Origin of the sequence: Saccharothrix deserti (assembly GCF_009769385.1) — a bacterium.
GTDB lineage: Bacteria > Actinomycetota > Actinomycetes > Mycobacteriales > Pseudonocardiaceae > Actinosynnema > Actinosynnema deserti.
In genome coordinates, this window is the sequence record NZ_VKAB01000012.1 from 265,215 (window position 1) to 281,910 (window position 16,696).

Sequence of the window (16,696 nt, forward strand, 5' to 3'; positions counted from 1 at the left end):
TTCGGAGGTTGTATAGATGACACGCTCCGCGAGGGCACTCTGGTTCACCTCATCGGGAAAAAGTGAGATCCGATCGGTCGACCTGCCCGAACCCGGACCCGACGACGTCCTGGTGCGCACCCTCTACTCCGGGATCAGCCGAGGCACGGAAACGCTGGTGCTGCGCGGTGGTGTGCCGGAGAGCCAGCACGACGTGATGCGGGCGCCGTTCCAGGAGGGCGACTTCCCGTGGCCGGTCAAGTACGGCTACCTCAACGTCGGTGTGGTGGAACGGGGTCCGCTGCTGGGCCGCACGGTGTTCTGCCTCTATCCACATCAGACGCATTACGTGGTGCCCGCCGACGCCGTGACACCCGTGCCGGACTCGGTTCCCGCCGCACGCGCGGTGCTGGCGGGGACAGTGGAGACGGCGGTGAACGCGGTGTGGGACGCGAAACCGTTGATCGGTGACCGGATCGCGGTCGTCGGCGGCGGGATGGTCGGGTCCAGTGTGGCCGCCGTGCTCGCGCGGTTCCCCGGCGTGCGGTTGCAACTGGTGGACGCCGATCCGAGCCGTGCGTCGGTGGCCGCCGCGCTCGGCGTCGACTTCGCGTCACCCGATCAGGCGACGGGGAACTGCGATCTCGTCGTGCACGCGAGCGCGACCGACGCGGGGCTGGAGCGGTCGTTGGCGTTGCTCGCGCCGGAAGGGCAGGTGGTCGAGCTGAGCTGGTACGGCGACCGCCGGGTCAGCGTGCCGCTGGGCGAGTTCTTCCACTCCCGCAGGCTGCGGCTGCGCAGCAGCCAGGTCGGCGTGGTCGCGCGGCCGGACCGCACTTACGCAGAGCGGATGTCCCTGGCGCTCGACCTGCTCGCCGATCCCGTGTTCGACGCGCTGATCACCGGTGAGAGCCGGTTCGACGACCTGCCGACCGTGCTGCCGAGGTTGGCGAGCGGCGAGCTACCGGCCCTGTGCCACCGGATTGGCTACGGTGCCGGGCATGTACCCGCCTGACACCACCGAGGACGTGCGGACGCGTGCGGCGACCGTGGCGGTCCTGCCCGTCGGCAGCCACGAGCAGCACGGCCCGTACCTGCCGTTGGCGACGGACACGGTCATCGCCTGCACGATCGCGCGGGCGATCGCCGACGCGCACCCCGTGCAACTGCTGCCGCCGATCACGATCTCGTGCTCGCACGAGCACGCCGACTGGCCGGGCACGGTGAGCATTTCGGCGCGGACGCTGTACTCGGTGGTGCGGGACGTCGCGGACTCGTTGCGCCGGTCCGGCGTGCCGAACCTGGTCCTGGTCAGCGGGCACGGCGGGAACTACGTGCTGTCGAACATCGTGCAGGAGTCCGAGGGGATGGCGCTGTTCCCCGGCAGCGGCGACTGGGCCGTGGCGCGGGCCGCCGCCGGACTTGAGACCTCGTCCCGCAGCGATATGCACGCGGGCGAGCTGGAGACGTCGATCCTCCTGCACGCCCACCCCGAGCTGCTGAAACCCGGTTACGAGACGAGTGACCACCTGGCCGACGACCGGCCGCACATGCTCACCCTGGGACTCGCGCCGTACACGTCGTCCGGGGTGGTCGGCCGTCCCTCGCTGGCGTCAGCCGACAAGGGCCGGGACGTGCTCGCGGGGCTGGTCGAGTCGTTCGGGCAGTACCTCGCGCTGTTCCGCTGAGCCGTGTTCCGCTGAGCCTTGTTCTGGGGCACGTGCGAACAGCGTGAGCACGCCGGGCAGGCTGCTGATCATCGCCAGCACCCCGTAGACCACACCGGTCGTCAGCCCCTGCGCGGCGCCCAGACCGGCCGCGCCGAACGCCACCGCCAGGAACGCCTCACGCGGCCCGAAGCCGCCGACGTTCACCGGCACGGCCATGACCAGCAGCGCGAGCACGATCAGCGGGACGAGTCGGCCGATCGAAGCCTCCGTGCCGGCGACCCTGGCCGCCACGACGAACAGCGCCACGTGCCCGGCCAACGTCGCCGCCGACAGCAGCGCGACCTTCGGCAGGACGTGACGGTTCACGAGGCCCGTGCGGGCGTCCACCCAGGTCGTCCTCAACGCCCGGCGCACCTTCGCGGAACGACCGGCGACCGCAGCCGCGACCGCGAGCACGACCAGCGTCCCGACCAGGACTTCCCGGCTCGGCAGCTCGACCGGCACGGACTCGCTGAACAGCACCGCGACCCCGAGCGCGATCAGCACCACCTGGCCCGCGAACCGCTCGAACACCACCGCCCGCACACCGCGCCCGACGTCACCGGACTGCCGTCCGTGGCTCACCGCGCGGTGCACGTCGCCGAGCACGCCGGCGGGCAGCACGGCGTTGAGCAGCAGACCCCGGTAGTAGTCGGACACGGCCGTGCCGAGGGTGAGCGGCAGGCCGAGGCGGCGGGCGATGACGCACCACCGCCAGGCACTGGTCACCGTGGTCAGCAGCCCGATGCCGAGCGCGGCGGCGACCGACCAGGCGTTCACGGCGCGGAGTCCGTCCAGGAACGCGCCGGCGCCCAGCCGCCAGCCCAGCGCCACCAGGATGCCGACCGCGCCGAGCAGCCGCAGCCACGGCCAGAGTCGCTTCATCGCGGTATCGCCAGCAGATCGGTGTGGTGCACGACGACGCGCGGACCGTGGTCGAGCTTCCGTTGCAGGTAGGCGGGTGCTTCGGCGGCGAGGCGGGGTTCCTGCTCGACCGCCGCGCCCACCCACCCGCGCAGCCACTCCCCCGCCAGCGCGGCCTGGTCCGGCCCCAGCCGCCACGGGCTCGGGCTCGTCGTCACCTCCGCGCCCCGGCGTTCGAACGCCTCGACGGTCGCCTCGGCGGCGTCCGGCCCGAGCAGCCGACGACCGGCCACGACCCGCCGTTGGTGCGCGTTGAAGGCGGCCTCGAACTCGGCGTCCGCGGGCTCCGCGTTCAACGGTTCGGCGGGGTCGAACTCGACCCGACCGGCCACGGACAGCGTGAGCAGCGCCGGACAGCCCGCGCCGACGCACGCCTCGGCCAGCGCGTCCACCTCGTCAGCCGTCAGCAGGTCGAGCAGAGCCGACGCGGTGACGAGTGACGTGCCGGCCAGGTCGGCGGCGGTGAGCGCGGTGAGGTCGCCCTCCCGCGTCTCCACGGTCACACCCGGTCCGCTCATGCTCGCCGCCGCGATGCCGAGCAGACGGGGGTCGCGGTCGTGCAGCACCCAGTGCTGCGGACCGTCCAGCCGTCCGGTGAGCCATCGTCCCAACGATCCCGTTCCACACCCGAGATCACGCACCACGAGGGGTGTCCGGTTCAGATGGATCTTGCGGAGCCGGTCGACCAGGTCGACCGCGCGGGCGTCCGCGTCGGCCTTCTCGCGCAGTGCCAGCCATTCCGGGGCAAAGGTGCTCATGGCCGCAGACTAGCCGGCACCCTCGCCAGTTGCGCCGCTGTTTCGTCCCATGTGGACAGCTCGTGCCGGCGTTTCAGAGCGCGGTCGCGCAGGTCACGGCGCCAGTCCTCGTCGGTGAGCCACCGGCGGAGAGCGCGTGCGAACGCGGTGACGTCACCTGGTGGGAGGAGGAGTCCGCCGTCACCGAGTGCGTCCGGCACGCAACTCGCCATCACCGGCACGCCGCGTGCCAGCGCTTCGGTGACGACCATGCCGTACGTCTCGGCACGGGACGGCAGGACGAACAGGTCGGCTGCCGCGTACGCGCGGTCCAGCGGGTCGCCGGTGAGGGGGCCCACCAGCTCGATCCGGTCGCCCAGCCCGTGCCGGGCGATCAGCTCCCGGACCGGGTGTCCGGAACGCTCGGGACCGACGAACGCGCAGGTCCACGGCAGGTCGGTGACCGTGGCGAGGGCTTCCACCAGCACGTCGTGGCCCTTGCGCGGGGTCAGCGAGGCGACGCACAGCAGCCGGGACACGCCGTCCGTGCCGGTGGCGAGCGGCGCGGGATCGGTGCCCGGCGTGACGGCGTGGACCTCGGCCAGCCCGTGGTGCTCGGCCAGCCGCCGTGCCGCCCACGGGCTGGTGGCCACGACGGCGCGCGCGGCGTGCAGGCACTCCCGTTCGGCGGCCTCCAGCCGTGCCGCGACGGCGGGCGGCAGGCCCGTCTCGTCGGCCAACGGCAGGTGCACCAGGACCACCAGCCGCAGCCGACCGGCGTGCGGCACGACCACCTCGGGCACACCGCACGCCACCAGCCCGTCCAGCAGCACGACCGCGCCGTCCTCGATGCCGGTGAGGGCTTGGTGCAGCCGTGAGCGGGCGGTGTCGTCCGGCTGCGGCCAGGAGCCGGTGATCGTGATCTCGCGCACGTCGGTGCCCAGCTTGCCGAGGCTCTGGATGACGCGGCGGTCGTAGACGTTGCCGCCGCTCGGCGACGTCGGGTCGTCGACGCCGCCGGGCAGGACGAAGTGGATGGTCACAGTGGGCGTTCGTAGCTCGCCCAGGCCACGTGCGACTCGTGCAGCGAGACCTCGATCGCGGCCAGTCCGCGGGCGCCCTCGCCGAGTTCTCCCGCGTGGACCAGGTCCGCGAGCTGGTCGGCGATGTGCTTGGCCAGGAACTCGGTCGACGTGTTGATCCCCGCGAACGCGGGTACCTCGTCCAGGTTCCGGTAGTTGAGCTCTCCCAGGACCGAGCGCAGTCGCTCGGTCGCCAGTCCGATGTCGACCACGATGTTGTCCGAGTCGAGATCGGCCCGTTTGAACCTCGCGTCCACTACGAACGTTGCTCCGTGCAGGCGTTGTGCCGGACCGAAGACCTCGCCGCGGAAGCTGTGGGCGACCATCACGTGATCACGAACGGTGATGCTGAACAGGATGACCTCCGCCGAGTGAGCGAGCTACGGTGCAAGTTCCGGCCGAGCGTAGTGAACGCTCGGCCGGTGTCGGGTGACGAGGGAGCCGGATGCACGAGGAAGCCTTCAACGACCAGGACGTGGCCGAGTCCGACCTGGTCACGCGCCGCGGCACGTTCCGCGCGGTCGCGTTCCGGGCGGACGGGCACGAACACATGGCGCTCGTCTACGGTCGCACGAGGATGCGCGAGAACGTGCTCGTGCGCGTGCACTCGGAGTGCATGACCGGTGACATCTTCGGCGCGATGCGCTGCGAGTGCGGCGACCAGCTGGACGCCGCGCTGGACCGGATCGTCGCCGAGGGCAGCGGCATCCTGATCTACCTGCGCGGCCACGAGGGGCGCGGGATCGGCCTGGTGGCCAAGGTGCGGACGCACGTGCTGCAGGACGAGCAGGGCATGGACACGCTCGACTCCGCGACCACGCTCGGCCTGCCGGTCGACGTCCGGGACTACACCCCGGCCGCGCGGGTCCTGAAGCACCTGCGGGTGCTGTCGGTGCGGTTGATGTCGAACAACCCGGACAAGATCCAGGCCCTGGAGGACCACGGCATCGAGGTGGCGGCCCGCGTGCCGCACCTGATGCGGCCGAACCAGCACAACATCGGCTACCTCACCGCGAAGCGGGACCGGCTGGGTCACGACCTGCCGCAGGTCGACGTGTTCGCCGCCGACTACCCCACGGCCGCGGACCGGTAACCCGACGTTCTCCCGACTGTGCACGGCGTGTGTGCGGGGCGTGTGGTGACGCGTGCGAGGCTATGCGACGCCGACGCCCGGTGCGTCATTTTTTCGCCGTTTCCCGGAAACAGGAACGGCACGACACGACGCGCAATTCGGCGATTTCCGCACCCACGTGGGTGGGCTCGACCACGCCTGCTCCCGTGATGTGCGGCTCGACCGGCGCACACATTCCGCAATTCAGGAAGAGAAGAACTCATGAGCCAGCAGACCTCCTACCCGCCGCCCCCGCAGCAGCCCATGGCCCCCCAGCAGCCCCGCAACGGCCTGGGCACGACCGGGTTCGTCCTCGGCCTGGTGGGTCTGGTGTTCTCGCCCATCCCGTTCATCGGCGTGATCGCCTGGCCGCTCGTCATCCTGGGTCTGATCTTCTCCGTGATCGGGCTCGCCCGGGTCAACAAGGGAATCGCCAGCAACAAGGGTCTGTCGATCACCGGAATCGCCGCATCCGCGATCGGCCTGATCGTCTGCATCGTGTGGGTTTTCGTGTTCAACTCCGCGGTGAACGAGATCCAGGAAGAGGTCGCCAAGACCGCCAAGGTCGATTACGAGGTGACCGGCGACGCCGCGAACGTCGAACTGATGTACGGCGAGGTGCTGGAGCCGAAGGAAGAGACCACGCCGACCCTGCCGTGGACCAAGCAGGTCGAGAACAAGGGCGTCTTCAAGGGCGGCATCCTCACCGCCTCGGCCGACGAGAACGGCGGCACGGTGACGTGCAAGATCACCGTCGACGGCGCGGTCGTGTCGACCCAGACCGCAACCGGTCCGTTCGCCACCGTGAACTGCACCGGCACCTGATCGGCCGGCAGTCCAGGGCACTCCAGGGCCCGACGGATTCGTCCGTCGGGCCCTTCCGCCATTGCCGGATCAACAGAGTGCCGGGTCGACAGATCAGCAGATCAGCGGATCAGCGGTGTGCGGCGGCCAACCTGTCCGCCGCGTCCCGGTCCTCCAGGTTCGCTTGTTCCAAGCCGTAGACGCGGAGGAGTTCGGGCAGGCGGTACAGCGGTCGGCCGTACGCGTCGACGCCTCTCAGCGCCAGCAGGCTGCACTGCACCAGTTCCTCGATCACGCCGTCGGCGTCCGGCACGTCGAGCACGGCCGCGACCACGTCTTCCGCGACGTCACGGGGACCGAGCAGCGCCAGTCGGCGCACACCGGCGCGGGCCAGGGGCCGCAGGCGTTCGTAGCTGCTCGCGACCGCGGGCCGCACCTGGAGTCCGCCGACCGCCAGCTCGTCCAGCCGGTCGTGCTCGTCGGCCAGCCGGTCGGCGAGCGACCGCACGCTCATGTGCCGGCGGGCGGCCAGGCGGGTCGCCGCGATCCGCACGGCCAGCGGCACGTTGCCGCACAGCTCGACGACCTCGCCGGCGGCCTGCGGTTCCTGCTCGAGGCGGTCGTGGCCGGCGATCCGGCCCAGCAGCGCCCGAGCCTCGTCGGTGGTGAACGGCGGGATCGGCAGCGACGTCGAGCCGGCCAGGCCGTCCAGCCGGTTGCGGCCGGTGACCAGCACGGCGCAGCCGGCGGTTCCCGGCAGCAGGGCGCGCACCTGGGCGGCGGACGCGGCGTCGTCCAGCACCACCAGGACCCGCCGGTCGGCGAGGCAGGCGCGGATCGCCGCCGTCCGCTCCTCCAGGTCCTCCGGGATCGCGGCGCCCGTGACGCCGAGCGCGCGCAGCAGGCTGCCCAGCACGTCACGCGCCTGCTTGGGGTTCGGCGACGTGCCCGCGAGGTGCGCGAACAGCTGACCGTCGGGGAACTCGGCGCGCATCCGGTGGGCGACCCGGATCGCCAACGCGGTCTTGCCGACACCGGGCTCACCGGTGAGGACGACGACCGGGACCGACGCGGCGTTCGCCCGCAGCGCCGCGACCACCTGTTCCAGCTCACCGCCGCGGCCCGCGAAGTCGGCGGTGTCCGGCGGCAGTTGGCACAGCGGGAACGCCGCCTCGACCTGCACCGGTTCCGGCGCCGGCTCGGGCACGTCGCCGCGCAGGATCTCCTGGTGCAGGCGGCGCAGTGCCGGGCTCGGCTCCAGGCCGAGGGATTCGACGAGCGCGTGGCGGGTCGTCCGGTAGACGGCCAGCGCGTCGGCCTGCCTGCCCGCGCCGCACAACGCGATCATGAGCTGGCGGCACAACCGCTCCCGCGTCGGGTGCTCGGCCACCGCCGCCTCCAGCTCGCCGACCACCTCGACGTGCCGTCCGGCGGCGAGTTCGGCCTCGAACCGGTCCTCGACGACGATCAGCCTGGTGGTTTCGGAGTGCGAGATCTCCGGTTCGAGGGCGGCGATGTCGAGGTCGACCACCGGGCGGTCGCGCCACAGCGCCAACGCGCTGCGGTAGAGGTCCGCCGCCAGGGCGTGGTCGCCGCGACGTGCGGCGAGCCGGGCGGCGTCGACCTTGGTGCGGAAGACGTGCAGGTCGAGGTCGCCGGGTTCGACGCGCAACAGGTACTGGCCGTCGACGTGGTCGATCCGCAGACCGGGCAGGCGTTCGCGCAGCCGAGACACGTAAGTGTGCAGATTGGACAGATAGGACTTGGGCGGGTCTCCGTCCCACAGGGCGTCCACGAGGTGGTGGACGGAAACGGGCTTTCCCGCGTGCACCAACAGAACCGCGAGCAGGGTGCGCAGACGTCGGCCGCGAATCTGTACGTGCGCACCATCCGATCCGGACACGCTGAGCGGCCCGAGCACTCCGAACTTCACCGGCCACACTGTAGGACGTGGGACGTCACCAAGTAACTAGTTCAACAATGTAGTTGGGATTATTTCACCTTATCGCGAGTTCACCTCGTCGCGCCGAAATCGCCAAGATCTGTCGAAAGACAGACGCGCTCCCGTGCCCGGGGCGAGCACGCTGGACCAATGCGAAAAATGATCAAGGGCGTGGCGGGCGCGGTCTGCCTGGCCACCGCGCTCACCGCGGCGCCGGGGTTCGCGCAGGCCACGGGAGGCGCGGTGTCCTGGGTGGACTGCGGCGACGGGCTCCGGTGCGGTGACATCACGGTGCCGGCGGATTGGGCCGACCCGGACGGTGTGCGCATCGAACTCGGCCTCGCGAAGCTGCCCGCCCGGGACCAGGCCGCGAAACAGGGCGTGCTGCTGGTCAACATGGGTGGACCCGGTCAGCAGATCTCGGTGGCGCGGCACGTCAAGGACTCGTTCGCCGACCTGACCCAGTGGTTCGACGTCGTCTTCTCCGACCCGCGCGGGTTCGAGGCCAGCACCGGCATCGAGTGCCCGCACCAGGCTCCGATCCCCGAGAACGTCGAGTGGGCCTCCCCCGGCCCGGTCGCCTACGAGAAGTACCGCACGGTGAACCACCAGTTCGGGATCGACTGCTCCCGGGCGGCCGGACCGCTGACGGGCAGGCTCGACTCCTGGCAGGCCGCCCGCGACATGGACGCCATCCGGGCCGCGCTGGGCGAGGCGAGGCTGAACTACTACGGCAACTCCTACGGCACCGTCTTCGGCCAGGCCTACGCCGAGTTCTTCCCCCACCGGATCGGCCGGATGTACCTGGACAGCGTGATGGACCACACCAACCGCTCCTGGGTCGACTGGCTCCTCCCGCGCGCGGAGACCGCGGAGCGCAACCTGGGCCGGTTCGCCGAGTGGTGTGCCGGTGAGTCGACCTGCGCCCTGCACGGTCGCGACGTCCTCGCCGTCTGGGACGAGTTGCTCGCACGGGCCACTCGTGAGCCGATCCCCGCACCCGGCCAGGGCACCACCGTCAACGCGTCCCGGATCCTGTCGCGCACGCACCCGGGGGCCGAGCGGCAGTGGCCGCACCTGGCCCGGTCCATCGCCGAGGCGCACGCGGGTGACGCCACGCTGTTCGCCGAGCAGCCGGTCGGCGGCCGGGACCCCGACCTCTCCCGGATCATGATGTGCGCCGACTTCCCGTACACCTCCGACTACCAGGTGCTGAAGTCGTGGGAGTCCCGGCTGCGCGAGGTCACGCCCCGACCTGGAGCGGGCCGTGCTCGGACACCGCCCCGACGTGTCCATTGTGGACGTGCGGTTGCCGCCGGGTTTCCGGGACGAGGGCCTGCGGGCCGCGCTGTCGGTGCGCGAGCAGGACCCGAAGGCGCCGATCCTGATCCTGTCCCAGTACGTGGAACGCACGTACGCCACCGAACTCCTGGCCGACGGCAACGGCGCCATCGGCTACCTGCTCAAGGACCGCGTGACCGCGCTCGACGAGTTCCTGGACGCCCTCGAACGCGTGGCCGCCGGCGGCACCGCGATGGACCCGGAAGTGATCCGCCAGCTGTTCGCCCGCAACACCCGTGACCAGCGGATCACCGCCCTCACCGCGCGCGAGCGGGAAGTCCTCGGGCTGGTGGCGCAAGGACTGTCCAATTCGGCCATTTGCGCCGAACTCGTGCTCGCACCGCCGTCGGTGGAGAAGCACATCAGCAACATCCTGACCAAACTGGACCTGCCGCCCGCGGACAACACCCACCGGCGGGTCCGGGCGGTACTGGCCTACCTGAACCAGTGACCTCGGACGTGCCGCACGCATAGGGTCGACGGGTGCCTATCGCATTCGACACGACCGGCTTCCAGCAGCACGACCAGACGACGTGGTTCAACCCCGGCAACGGCGACCAGGTCAGCCTCAACTACTTCGACCTGGTGCCCGACCTGCCCGCCTCGTTGGACGACATGCCGAAGCTCCGACACGACCTGGCCGTCACCATCGGCGAGATCGGCTGCCTGATCGAGGCGCACCTCGTGCGGCTCGGCGACGTGCCCGCGCTGTTCCAGGTGGTGAAGGTGCCCATCCCGAACCAGCCGACGGGCCAGGCGTTCCTCGGTTCCTTCACCGTGCCGCGGGCGAACAGCAGCGCCGTGCTGAAGCTCCAGGCGGTCGAGCGCGGCACGACCGGTGTCCGTGAGGCCGTGCTCCTGCCCGAGATCGGTTTCGACAACTGGGTCATGCCGCACCCGTACGCGCCGGAACTGGAAGGACGCCTGCCATTCCACGCCGGTGACGACCCGAGGTTCGACGCGCAGTTCGCCGACCACCCGCTGTCCAGGGTTAGGGCGTGGGCGCACCACACCGTCCGCACGGCGCGCGTCGACCCGCGCTTCGCCGCCCTCCCGCCCTTCCACCCCGCAGGCCAGGCCCCCTCCCCTGACTCCGCCGACGCACCGGCCCAGGACTCAGCGGGTGCACCGACCCCGCCCCAGGGCTTTCCCGCGCACGCCGCACCGGAACACGCCGCGCACGCCGCACCGGAACCGTCCGCACCTCAAGCCGCGCACGCCGCACCCGAACCGCCCGCACCCCAAGCCGCACACGCGGCACCGGAACCGTCCGCGGTCCCACCCGGCCCGGCAGTCGGGTCGACCCTGACGACGGTCGTCCCCGGCCTCCCGATCGGCGGCTACCTGCCGCTGTGGATCAACGACGAGTGCACGTTCTGGCGGATGACCGAGCCGGGAGCGGTGCTGGACAAGCTCGCCCTGGGCGCACTCGCCCGCGCACCGCTGAACGACCACCGGTTCCGCGACCTGGTCGCCCTGGACGAGGCGTCGTCCACGATCATGCTCCTCAACCGCTACCGCTCCGAGGACGGCGGCATCGCCAGCGGCGTGGCCGAGCTGACCCGGGTGACCGGCCGGGAAGCCCACGAGGCGCTGACCACGGACACGCTGCTCGAAGCGTTCCGCTGGGTCGGCCGGGTCAGCGTCGCCGCCGCCCAGCGAGGCGAGTGCGTAGTGGTGGAACCGGGCACCCACGACGCCGACCTCACCGAGCCGTACGTGCTGATGGCGGTGCAGGAGCACGAGGGCCGCCAGGTCTCGATCGTCCAGACCGCACCCGCCCCGCCCGCCGACGCCCCGATGTGGAACGGCATGGCGTCGCTGAACGGCCCGGCCACCCGGGAGTCGATCGAAGCGGGCGGCCTGCTCACCATGTACGCGATGAACGCGTGGGGCGAACACCCCCTCCGCCTCTGCCTGACCTTCGGCCCGATCCCCCCGCTCGCCCGCCCCTGACCAGCCCCCGGACCCCCGGCGTCCCACACCACAGCCGGCATTTGGGTGAGATGGTGAAGACGTGCCATTCTGAGGTCATACGGCCCGCATCCGGGCTCGTTCGCCCACGGTTCGCGAATCCGGCTCCCGAGCATCGACCGGGCCCACAGTGGACGCCGCCTCTCACGGCACGCTTCACCGTTCTCCGGCCTCATCCGCACAACGCGGCGCGCACCGTCCACACCACCCGTGCGGGCGGCGTGCGAGGCCGTCCCGACTCACCCCCCACGGGAGCACGTCATCAGCATCTCCACCCCGCTGTCGCCGTCCGTCGGCGCGCCTCGCGCGCTCACCGACGTGTACGGCCCCGGTATCGCCGTCTGCGCACGGCCGGCGTCGGGTGCCGCGGCGAACCGGCACCGCAACACCGTCGACGCGCTCTCCGCCAGACCCATCGCCGTCGCCGGGGACACCCCGGTGATCTGCAGTGCCGGCGGCACGGACCCGGCCCTGCTCGACCAGTTGCGCGACGGTGGCCTGCCGGTGGGCGACGACCTGCGCGAGTTCCGCGGTGAGGCCGAGTTCGCGGCGCGCGTCACCGAGGCGATGGCCGACGGCCTGCTGATCTCGATGGAGTACCCGCAGCCGACCTCGCTGTGCCCGGACGAACGCGTGGTCAAGACCGCGCAGCTGGTCGGCTACCTGAACAACAAGGCCAGCATCAGCACGTTCGTCGACCCCCGGTTCCACGCGCGGCGCAGTGTCGTGCAGCGCGGCGACCTCGCCGAGGCGGCGCCGGCCGAGAAGTCCTGGGTGCTCAAAGCCGCCACGAACGACGCGCACGGCGGCAGCCTCGACGTGTACCTGCACCGGGCGGGCGAGCAGGTCGAGTTCCCGGCGTTCACCGATGTGCTGGGCGAGTTCGTGGTCGAGGAGTACCTGCACATCGCGCGCAACTGGGGCATCCAGCTCTACGTCGGGCCGGACGCGGTGGCCCGGCTGCTCGCCGTCACCGAACAGCGCGTCGACGCCACCGGTGTCTACGTCGGCGGGCTGTTCGGGCTGGTCAGCCCGCCGCCGGCGGACCTGCTCGCGGAGTGCCTGGCGATCACCCAGCGTGCGGCCGACGTCGGCTACCGCGGTCTGTGCAGCCTGGACTGCGCCGAGACGAGGGACGGGCAGCTGGTCATGCTCGACCTGAACTTCCGGATCACCAGCGGCTCGATCCCGTTGCTGGCGCTCCAGTCGGTCCGGCCCGACGCCCTCGACGGCCACGCCGAGTCGGTGAAACTGACCGTCGCCGCGCCACTGGCCGAACTCCTGGACCACGTCCGCCCGGCGTTGGCCGCCGGCGGAGTCCTGATCACCTCGGGCCACGACACCACCCGCACCGACAACCCCGTCATGTTGAGCACCCTGCAACTGCTGGTCTACGGCGACGACCCCGACGACGTCACCGCCCGTCGCAGCGCGCTGGAAGCCAAAGCAACGCGGTAACCGCTTCCTCGGACTGCTCCCGGAATGGCTGACCACGGTTACGCTGCGTGGATGGTTCGCTACCGTAATGGGACCGGCCGGCGCCAGGCCGCCGGTCCCGCTACGCCCTTCGCATCCGGCGGCCACTAGGGAGAACACGTGTCATCAGACGACGCCGCGGCCCTCGCCGCCTTCGGTTACGAGCTGGGCGTGCTCAAGCGGATGCGGCGCGCCGGGTGGTGGCACGTGGGTGTGCGCGACCCGGAGTCCGTGGCCGAGCACACCATGCGGGTCGCCCAGCTCGCCGCGCTGATCGCGGCCGAGGAAGGTGGCGACCCGGCCCGCGCATCGTTCCTCGCCCTGTGGCACGACACGCAGGAGACCCGCACCGGCGACCTGCCGCACACCATCAGCGGGTACATCACCAAGCCGGACCCGCGTGCGATCACCGCCGACCAGACCGCCGAACTCCCCGCGAAGTCGCGCCAGGTGGTCCGCGACGCCGTGGAGGAGTACGAGGCCAAGGAGTCGACCGAGGCCCGCTGCGCGAGCGACGCCGACAAGCTGGAGATGCTGCTCCAGGCCGTCGAGTACCGCGACACCGGCGTGCGGCGGGTCGACGGGTGGATCGACTCGGCCCGCAAGAGCCTCAAGACCGAGACCGCCCGCCGGATCGCCGAGGCCGCGGCGACCGTCTCGCCGCTGGCCTGGCGTGACCGGTAGGGGCAGCACCCGGCCGGCGACATCGTGATCACCGGGACGCGAAACCGCCCCGGAGCCACCGACCCGACCTCACGTCGAGGCGCGCACGACCAGTTCCGTCGGCAGGATCGACGCCGCCGGCGGCTCGCCCTGGATCTGCTCCAGCAGCAGCCGGACCATCTCGCGGGTGATCCGCTGGAACGGGTGCCGCACCGTGGTCAGCGCGGGCCTGGTCGAGGTGGCGATGCTGGAGTCGTCGAAACCGCCCACCGCCACGTCCTCGGGCACCCGCCGGCCGGCGTCGTGCAGGGCGTTGAGCGCCCCCGCCGCCATGAGGTCCGACGCGACGAACACCGCGTCCAGGTCCGGCGCGCGGCGCAACAGCTCGACCATCGCCGCCTCACCGCTCACACGGCTGTAGTCGCCGTGGGCGATCAGGTCCGGCGTGGCCTCGTCGCCCAGCACGTCCCGGTACCCGGCGAGCCGTTCCACGCCACCGGGGGTGTCGATCGGGCCGGTGATGGTGGCGATCCGCCGCCTACCGCGCGACCGCAGGTGCTCCACCATCAACCGCGCGCCGGAACGGTCGTCGGCCGCCGCGTAGGCGACCCGACCCTCGTGCCCTATCGGCTTGCCGCACGCGACCACCGGGATGCCCAGGTCGTGCAGGTCGTGGATCAGCGGGTTGCCGGTGTGCGAGGACACCAGCAGCACGCCGTCCACGTGGCCTGCGGCGATGAACCGGCTGGCGCGCTTGCGCTCCACTTCGGTGCCGGCCGTCATGAGCAGCACGGGCACGTCGAGTTCCGCGAGTTCCTGGGTGCAGCCCTGCAGCAGGATGCTGAAGTTCGGGTCCTCGAACAGCCGCGACTGCGGTTCGGCGAGCACGAACGCCACCGAGTTGGCGCGCTGCGTGACCAGGCTGCGCGCCGCCGAGTTCGCCACGTACCCGGTGGTCCGGACGGCCTTCAGAACCGCCTCCAACGCGGCCGGGCTGACGTTGCGCCCGCCGTTCAGCGCGCGCGACACCGTGCCCCGCGACACGCCGGCCGCCGCCGCCACGTCGTGGATGGTCGGCCGGTGCCGTGCCCTGCTGCGATCGACGCTCATGACTCCCTCATGCTTTCACCGCTCCGGAGAGCAAGTCGATGCGCCAGTATCGCTGCAAAGTCAGGAACAGAGCGATCAAGGGCAGCACCGACACGAGCGCGCCGGTGACGACGAGCGTGTAGAGCGCGGGCGTGGTGTTGCCCTGTTTGAGCATCGTGTACAGGCCCATGGTGACCGGGAACAGCTTGTCGTCGCCCAACATGATGTAGGGCAGCATGAAGTTGTTCCAGATCGACACGAACTGGAACAGGAACACCGTGACCAGCCCGGGAACCATCATCGGCAGCGCGATCGAGGTCAGGATGCGCAGTTCGCTCGCGCCATCGGTGCGGGCCGCCTCGACCACGTCCTCGGGCACCGACGCGGCGGCGTAGATGCGGGCCAGGTAGATCCCGTACGGGCTGATCACGCTCGGCAGCAGCACCGACAGGTAGGTGTCGGTCAGGCCGACCTTCGACAACAGCAGGTACTGCGGGATCGCCAGCACCACGGCGGGCACCAGCACACCCGCGATCAACGCGTTGAAGATCAGCGCCCGACCCCGGAACGCGTACTTCGCCAGCGCGTACCCGGTGACGCCGGACACCACGGCGGACAGCAGGGCGCCCACGCCCGCGTACAGCGCGGAGTTCGCCATCCACTGCCAGAACACGCCGTCCCGGTACGTGGCCAACTCGCCGAGGTTCGCCACCAGGGACGAGCCTAGCGACAAAGTCGAGGTGGAGAACAACTCGCCGCTGCTCTTCGTCGCCGCCACCAGCACCCACGCCACCGGGAACAGGCAGTACACCGCGCCCAGCAGCAGCACGAACGTCGGCAGCGCGCCCAACGCGGACACGATCGAACGCACGCGCGGCGGCCTGGGCGTCGGCGTCACGGCACGGTCCTGGACCAGCACGGCGCTCACCGCTCACCCCCGAACGCCCGCGAGCGGGTGAGCCGCAGCAGGCCGAACGAGATCACGAACATCACGAAAGCGATCAACACCGACGTCGCGGCGGCGGAGTAGATGTCACCGCGGCCGAACGCGTCCTGGTAGACCTTCATCAACGGCGTCCAGGTGAGCGAGAGCGAATTGGTCAACGGGGCCAGCGCGATCGGCTCAGCGAACACCTGGAGCGTCGCGATGATCGAGAACAACGACGTCAGCACCAGCGCCGGCGCCAACAACGGGATCTTGATCCGCATCGCGACCTGCAACGGCGTGCAGCCGTCGATCCGGGCGGCCTCGTAGAGGTCACGCGGGATCGACCGCAACGCCGTGTACAGGACCATCATGTTGTAGCCGACCCCGCCCCACACCGCGATGTTGGCCAGCGCGAAGTAGATCCCGGTGGGCGACAGCACGTCCACCTCCGGCAACGACAGCTCGCGCAGCAACTGGTTGAACGGGCTCGTCCCCGGCAGGTACAGGAACCCCCACAGCAGCGACGCGATGACGACCGGGATCGAGTACGGCAGGAAGATCGCGATCCGGCTGAACCCGCGGGCGCGGACCCGCTCCTCGTCCAGCAGCAGCGCGAACACCAGCGCCAGCCCCAGCATCGTCGGCACCAGGATCGCGCCGTAACCGAGCACCCGCAACGCGCCCGCGCCGAGTTCGGAGTCGGTGAGCGCGCGCCAGTAGTTGTCCAGGCCGACGAACACCTCGGTCCGGCTGCCCTTGCCCAGCCCGAGCCCCTTGACCTCGGTGCGGAACAGGCTCAGGTAGACGGTGTAGCCGATCGGCAGCGCGAACACCAGCAGGAACAACACCACCGCCGGGGCGACGAAGGCGTACGGCGCCAATTTCGGCGCCGCACCACCCCGCCCGGACATGCGAATCGATGTCACGGGTGTTCTCC

15 protein-coding genes and 2 pseudogenes are annotated in these 16,696 nt (G+C 70.9%); 9 read left to right on the plus strand and 8 right to left on the minus strand.

Annotation, left to right across the window (positions count from 1 at the left end; all coding sequences use genetic code 11):
* The first annotated feature begins 16 nt into the window (after positions 1–16).
* Positions 17–994 (plus strand): zinc-dependent alcohol dehydrogenase, encoded by a 978-nt coding sequence (locus FM051_RS22840; protein ID WP_158846593.1) that lies wholly within the window; start codon positions 17–19, stop codon positions 992–994.
* Positions 981–1,667, plus strand: a complete 687-nt coding sequence (locus tag FM051_RS22845) for a creatininase family protein (RefSeq protein WP_202918972.1) — start codon at positions 981–983, stop codon at positions 1,665–1,667. Before FM051_RS22840 ends, FM051_RS22845 begins: the two co-directional genes overlap by 14 nt.
* Here the strand turns inward: FM051_RS22845 and FM051_RS22850 are convergent.
* The 4 genes from FM051_RS22850 to FM051_RS22865 are packed head-to-tail and all read right to left on the minus strand — an operon-like array spanning position 1,593 to position 4,787.
* On the minus strand, positions 1,593–2,573 hold the full coding sequence (locus tag FM051_RS22850) for a lysylphosphatidylglycerol synthase transmembrane domain-containing protein (protein ID WP_158846597.1): 981 nt from the start codon (positions 2,571–2,573) through the stop codon (positions 1,593–1,595). The two genes, FM051_RS22845 and FM051_RS22850, sit on opposite strands and share 75 nt — an antisense overlap.
* Positions 2,570–3,370, minus strand: coding sequence for a class I SAM-dependent methyltransferase (locus FM051_RS22855; RefSeq protein ID WP_158846599.1), 801 nt, complete (start codon positions 3,368–3,370; stop codon positions 2,570–2,572). Before FM051_RS22855 ends, FM051_RS22850 begins: the two co-directional genes overlap by 4 nt.
* Entirely contained in the window at positions 3,367–4,392 is a 1,026-nt protein-coding gene (locus tag FM051_RS22860) for a glycosyltransferase family 4 protein (protein ID WP_158846601.1), read from the minus strand. Before FM051_RS22860 ends, FM051_RS22855 begins: the two co-directional genes overlap by 4 nt.
* Positions 4,389–4,787, minus strand: a complete 399-nt coding sequence (locus FM051_RS22865) for a 6-pyruvoyl trahydropterin synthase family protein (protein ID WP_158846884.1) — start codon at positions 4,785–4,787, stop codon at positions 4,389–4,391. Before FM051_RS22865 ends, FM051_RS22860 begins: the two co-directional genes overlap by 4 nt.
* An 89-nt stretch (positions 4,788–4,876) precedes the next feature.
* Here FM051_RS22865 and ribA point away from each other — a divergent pair, with 89 nt between their 5' ends.
* Both ribA and FM051_RS22875 read left to right on the plus strand, forming a co-directional pair.
* On the plus strand, positions 4,877–5,524 hold the full coding sequence (gene ribA, locus FM051_RS22870; RefSeq protein WP_158846603.1) for a GTP cyclohydrolase II: 648 nt from the start codon (positions 4,877–4,879) through the stop codon (positions 5,522–5,524).
* Positions 5,525–5,764: 240 nt separating this feature from the next.
* The gene (locus FM051_RS22875; RefSeq protein ID WP_158846605.1) at positions 5,765–6,367 is read left to right on the plus strand and encodes an MmpS family transport accessory protein; all 603 of its coding nucleotides are present in this window, start codon (positions 5,765–5,767) and stop codon (positions 6,365–6,367) included.
* Positions 6,368–6,476: 109 nt separating this feature from the next.
* Here FM051_RS22875 and FM051_RS22880 read toward each other — a convergent pair whose 3' ends face one another.
* Complete coding sequence (locus tag FM051_RS22880; protein WP_158846607.1) at positions 6,477–8,279, minus strand: AfsR/SARP family transcriptional regulator; 1,803 nt, start codon at positions 8,277–8,279, stop codon at positions 6,477–6,479.
* 405 nt (positions 8,280–8,684) lie between these two features.
* Here FM051_RS22880 and FM051_RS53240 point away from each other — a divergent pair.
* From FM051_RS53240 to FM051_RS22905, 5 genes and pseudogenes are all read left to right on the plus strand, one after another.
* Positions 8,685–9,221 (plus strand): annotated as a pseudogene (locus tag FM051_RS53240) (alpha/beta fold hydrolase); the annotation flags it as partial.
* A 319-nt stretch (positions 9,222–9,540) separates the two neighbouring features.
* Positions 9,541–10,080, plus strand: a pseudogene (locus tag FM051_RS22890) (LuxR C-terminal-related transcriptional regulator); the annotation flags it as partial.
* A gap of 32 nt (positions 10,081–10,112) precedes the next feature.
* Entirely contained in the window at positions 10,113–11,585 is a 1,473-nt protein-coding gene (locus tag FM051_RS50695) for a hypothetical protein (protein ID WP_202918973.1), read from the plus strand.
* Between the two features lie 228 nt (positions 11,586–11,813).
* Positions 11,814–13,061 (plus strand): hypothetical protein, encoded by a 1,248-nt coding sequence (locus FM051_RS22900; protein ID WP_158846611.1) that lies wholly within the window; start codon positions 11,814–11,816, stop codon positions 13,059–13,061.
* Positions 13,062–13,199: 138 nt separating this feature from the next.
* Positions 13,200–13,763: an HD domain-containing protein gene (locus FM051_RS22905; RefSeq protein WP_274383673.1), complete on the plus strand. Its 564-nt coding sequence runs from the start codon at positions 13,200–13,202 to the stop codon at positions 13,761–13,763.
* Positions 13,764–13,832: 69 nt separating this feature from the next.
* Here FM051_RS22905 and FM051_RS22910 read toward each other — a convergent pair whose 3' ends face one another.
* The 3 genes from FM051_RS22910 to FM051_RS22920 are packed head-to-tail and all read right to left on the minus strand — an operon-like array spanning position 13,833 to position 16,685.
* On the minus strand, positions 13,833–14,852 hold the full coding sequence (locus tag FM051_RS22910) for a LacI family DNA-binding transcriptional regulator (protein ID WP_158846613.1): 1,020 nt from the start codon (positions 14,850–14,852) through the stop codon (positions 13,833–13,835).
* Between the two features lie 7 nt (positions 14,853–14,859).
* Positions 14,860–15,759, minus strand: a complete 900-nt coding sequence (locus FM051_RS22915) for an ABC transporter permease subunit (protein ID WP_158846615.1) — start codon at positions 15,757–15,759, stop codon at positions 14,860–14,862.
* Positions 15,756–16,685 (minus strand): carbohydrate ABC transporter permease, encoded by a 930-nt coding sequence (locus FM051_RS22920; protein WP_238412580.1) that lies wholly within the window; start codon positions 16,683–16,685, stop codon positions 15,756–15,758. Before FM051_RS22920 ends, FM051_RS22915 begins: the two co-directional genes overlap by 4 nt.
* Positions 16,686–16,696 lie beyond the last annotated feature (11 nt).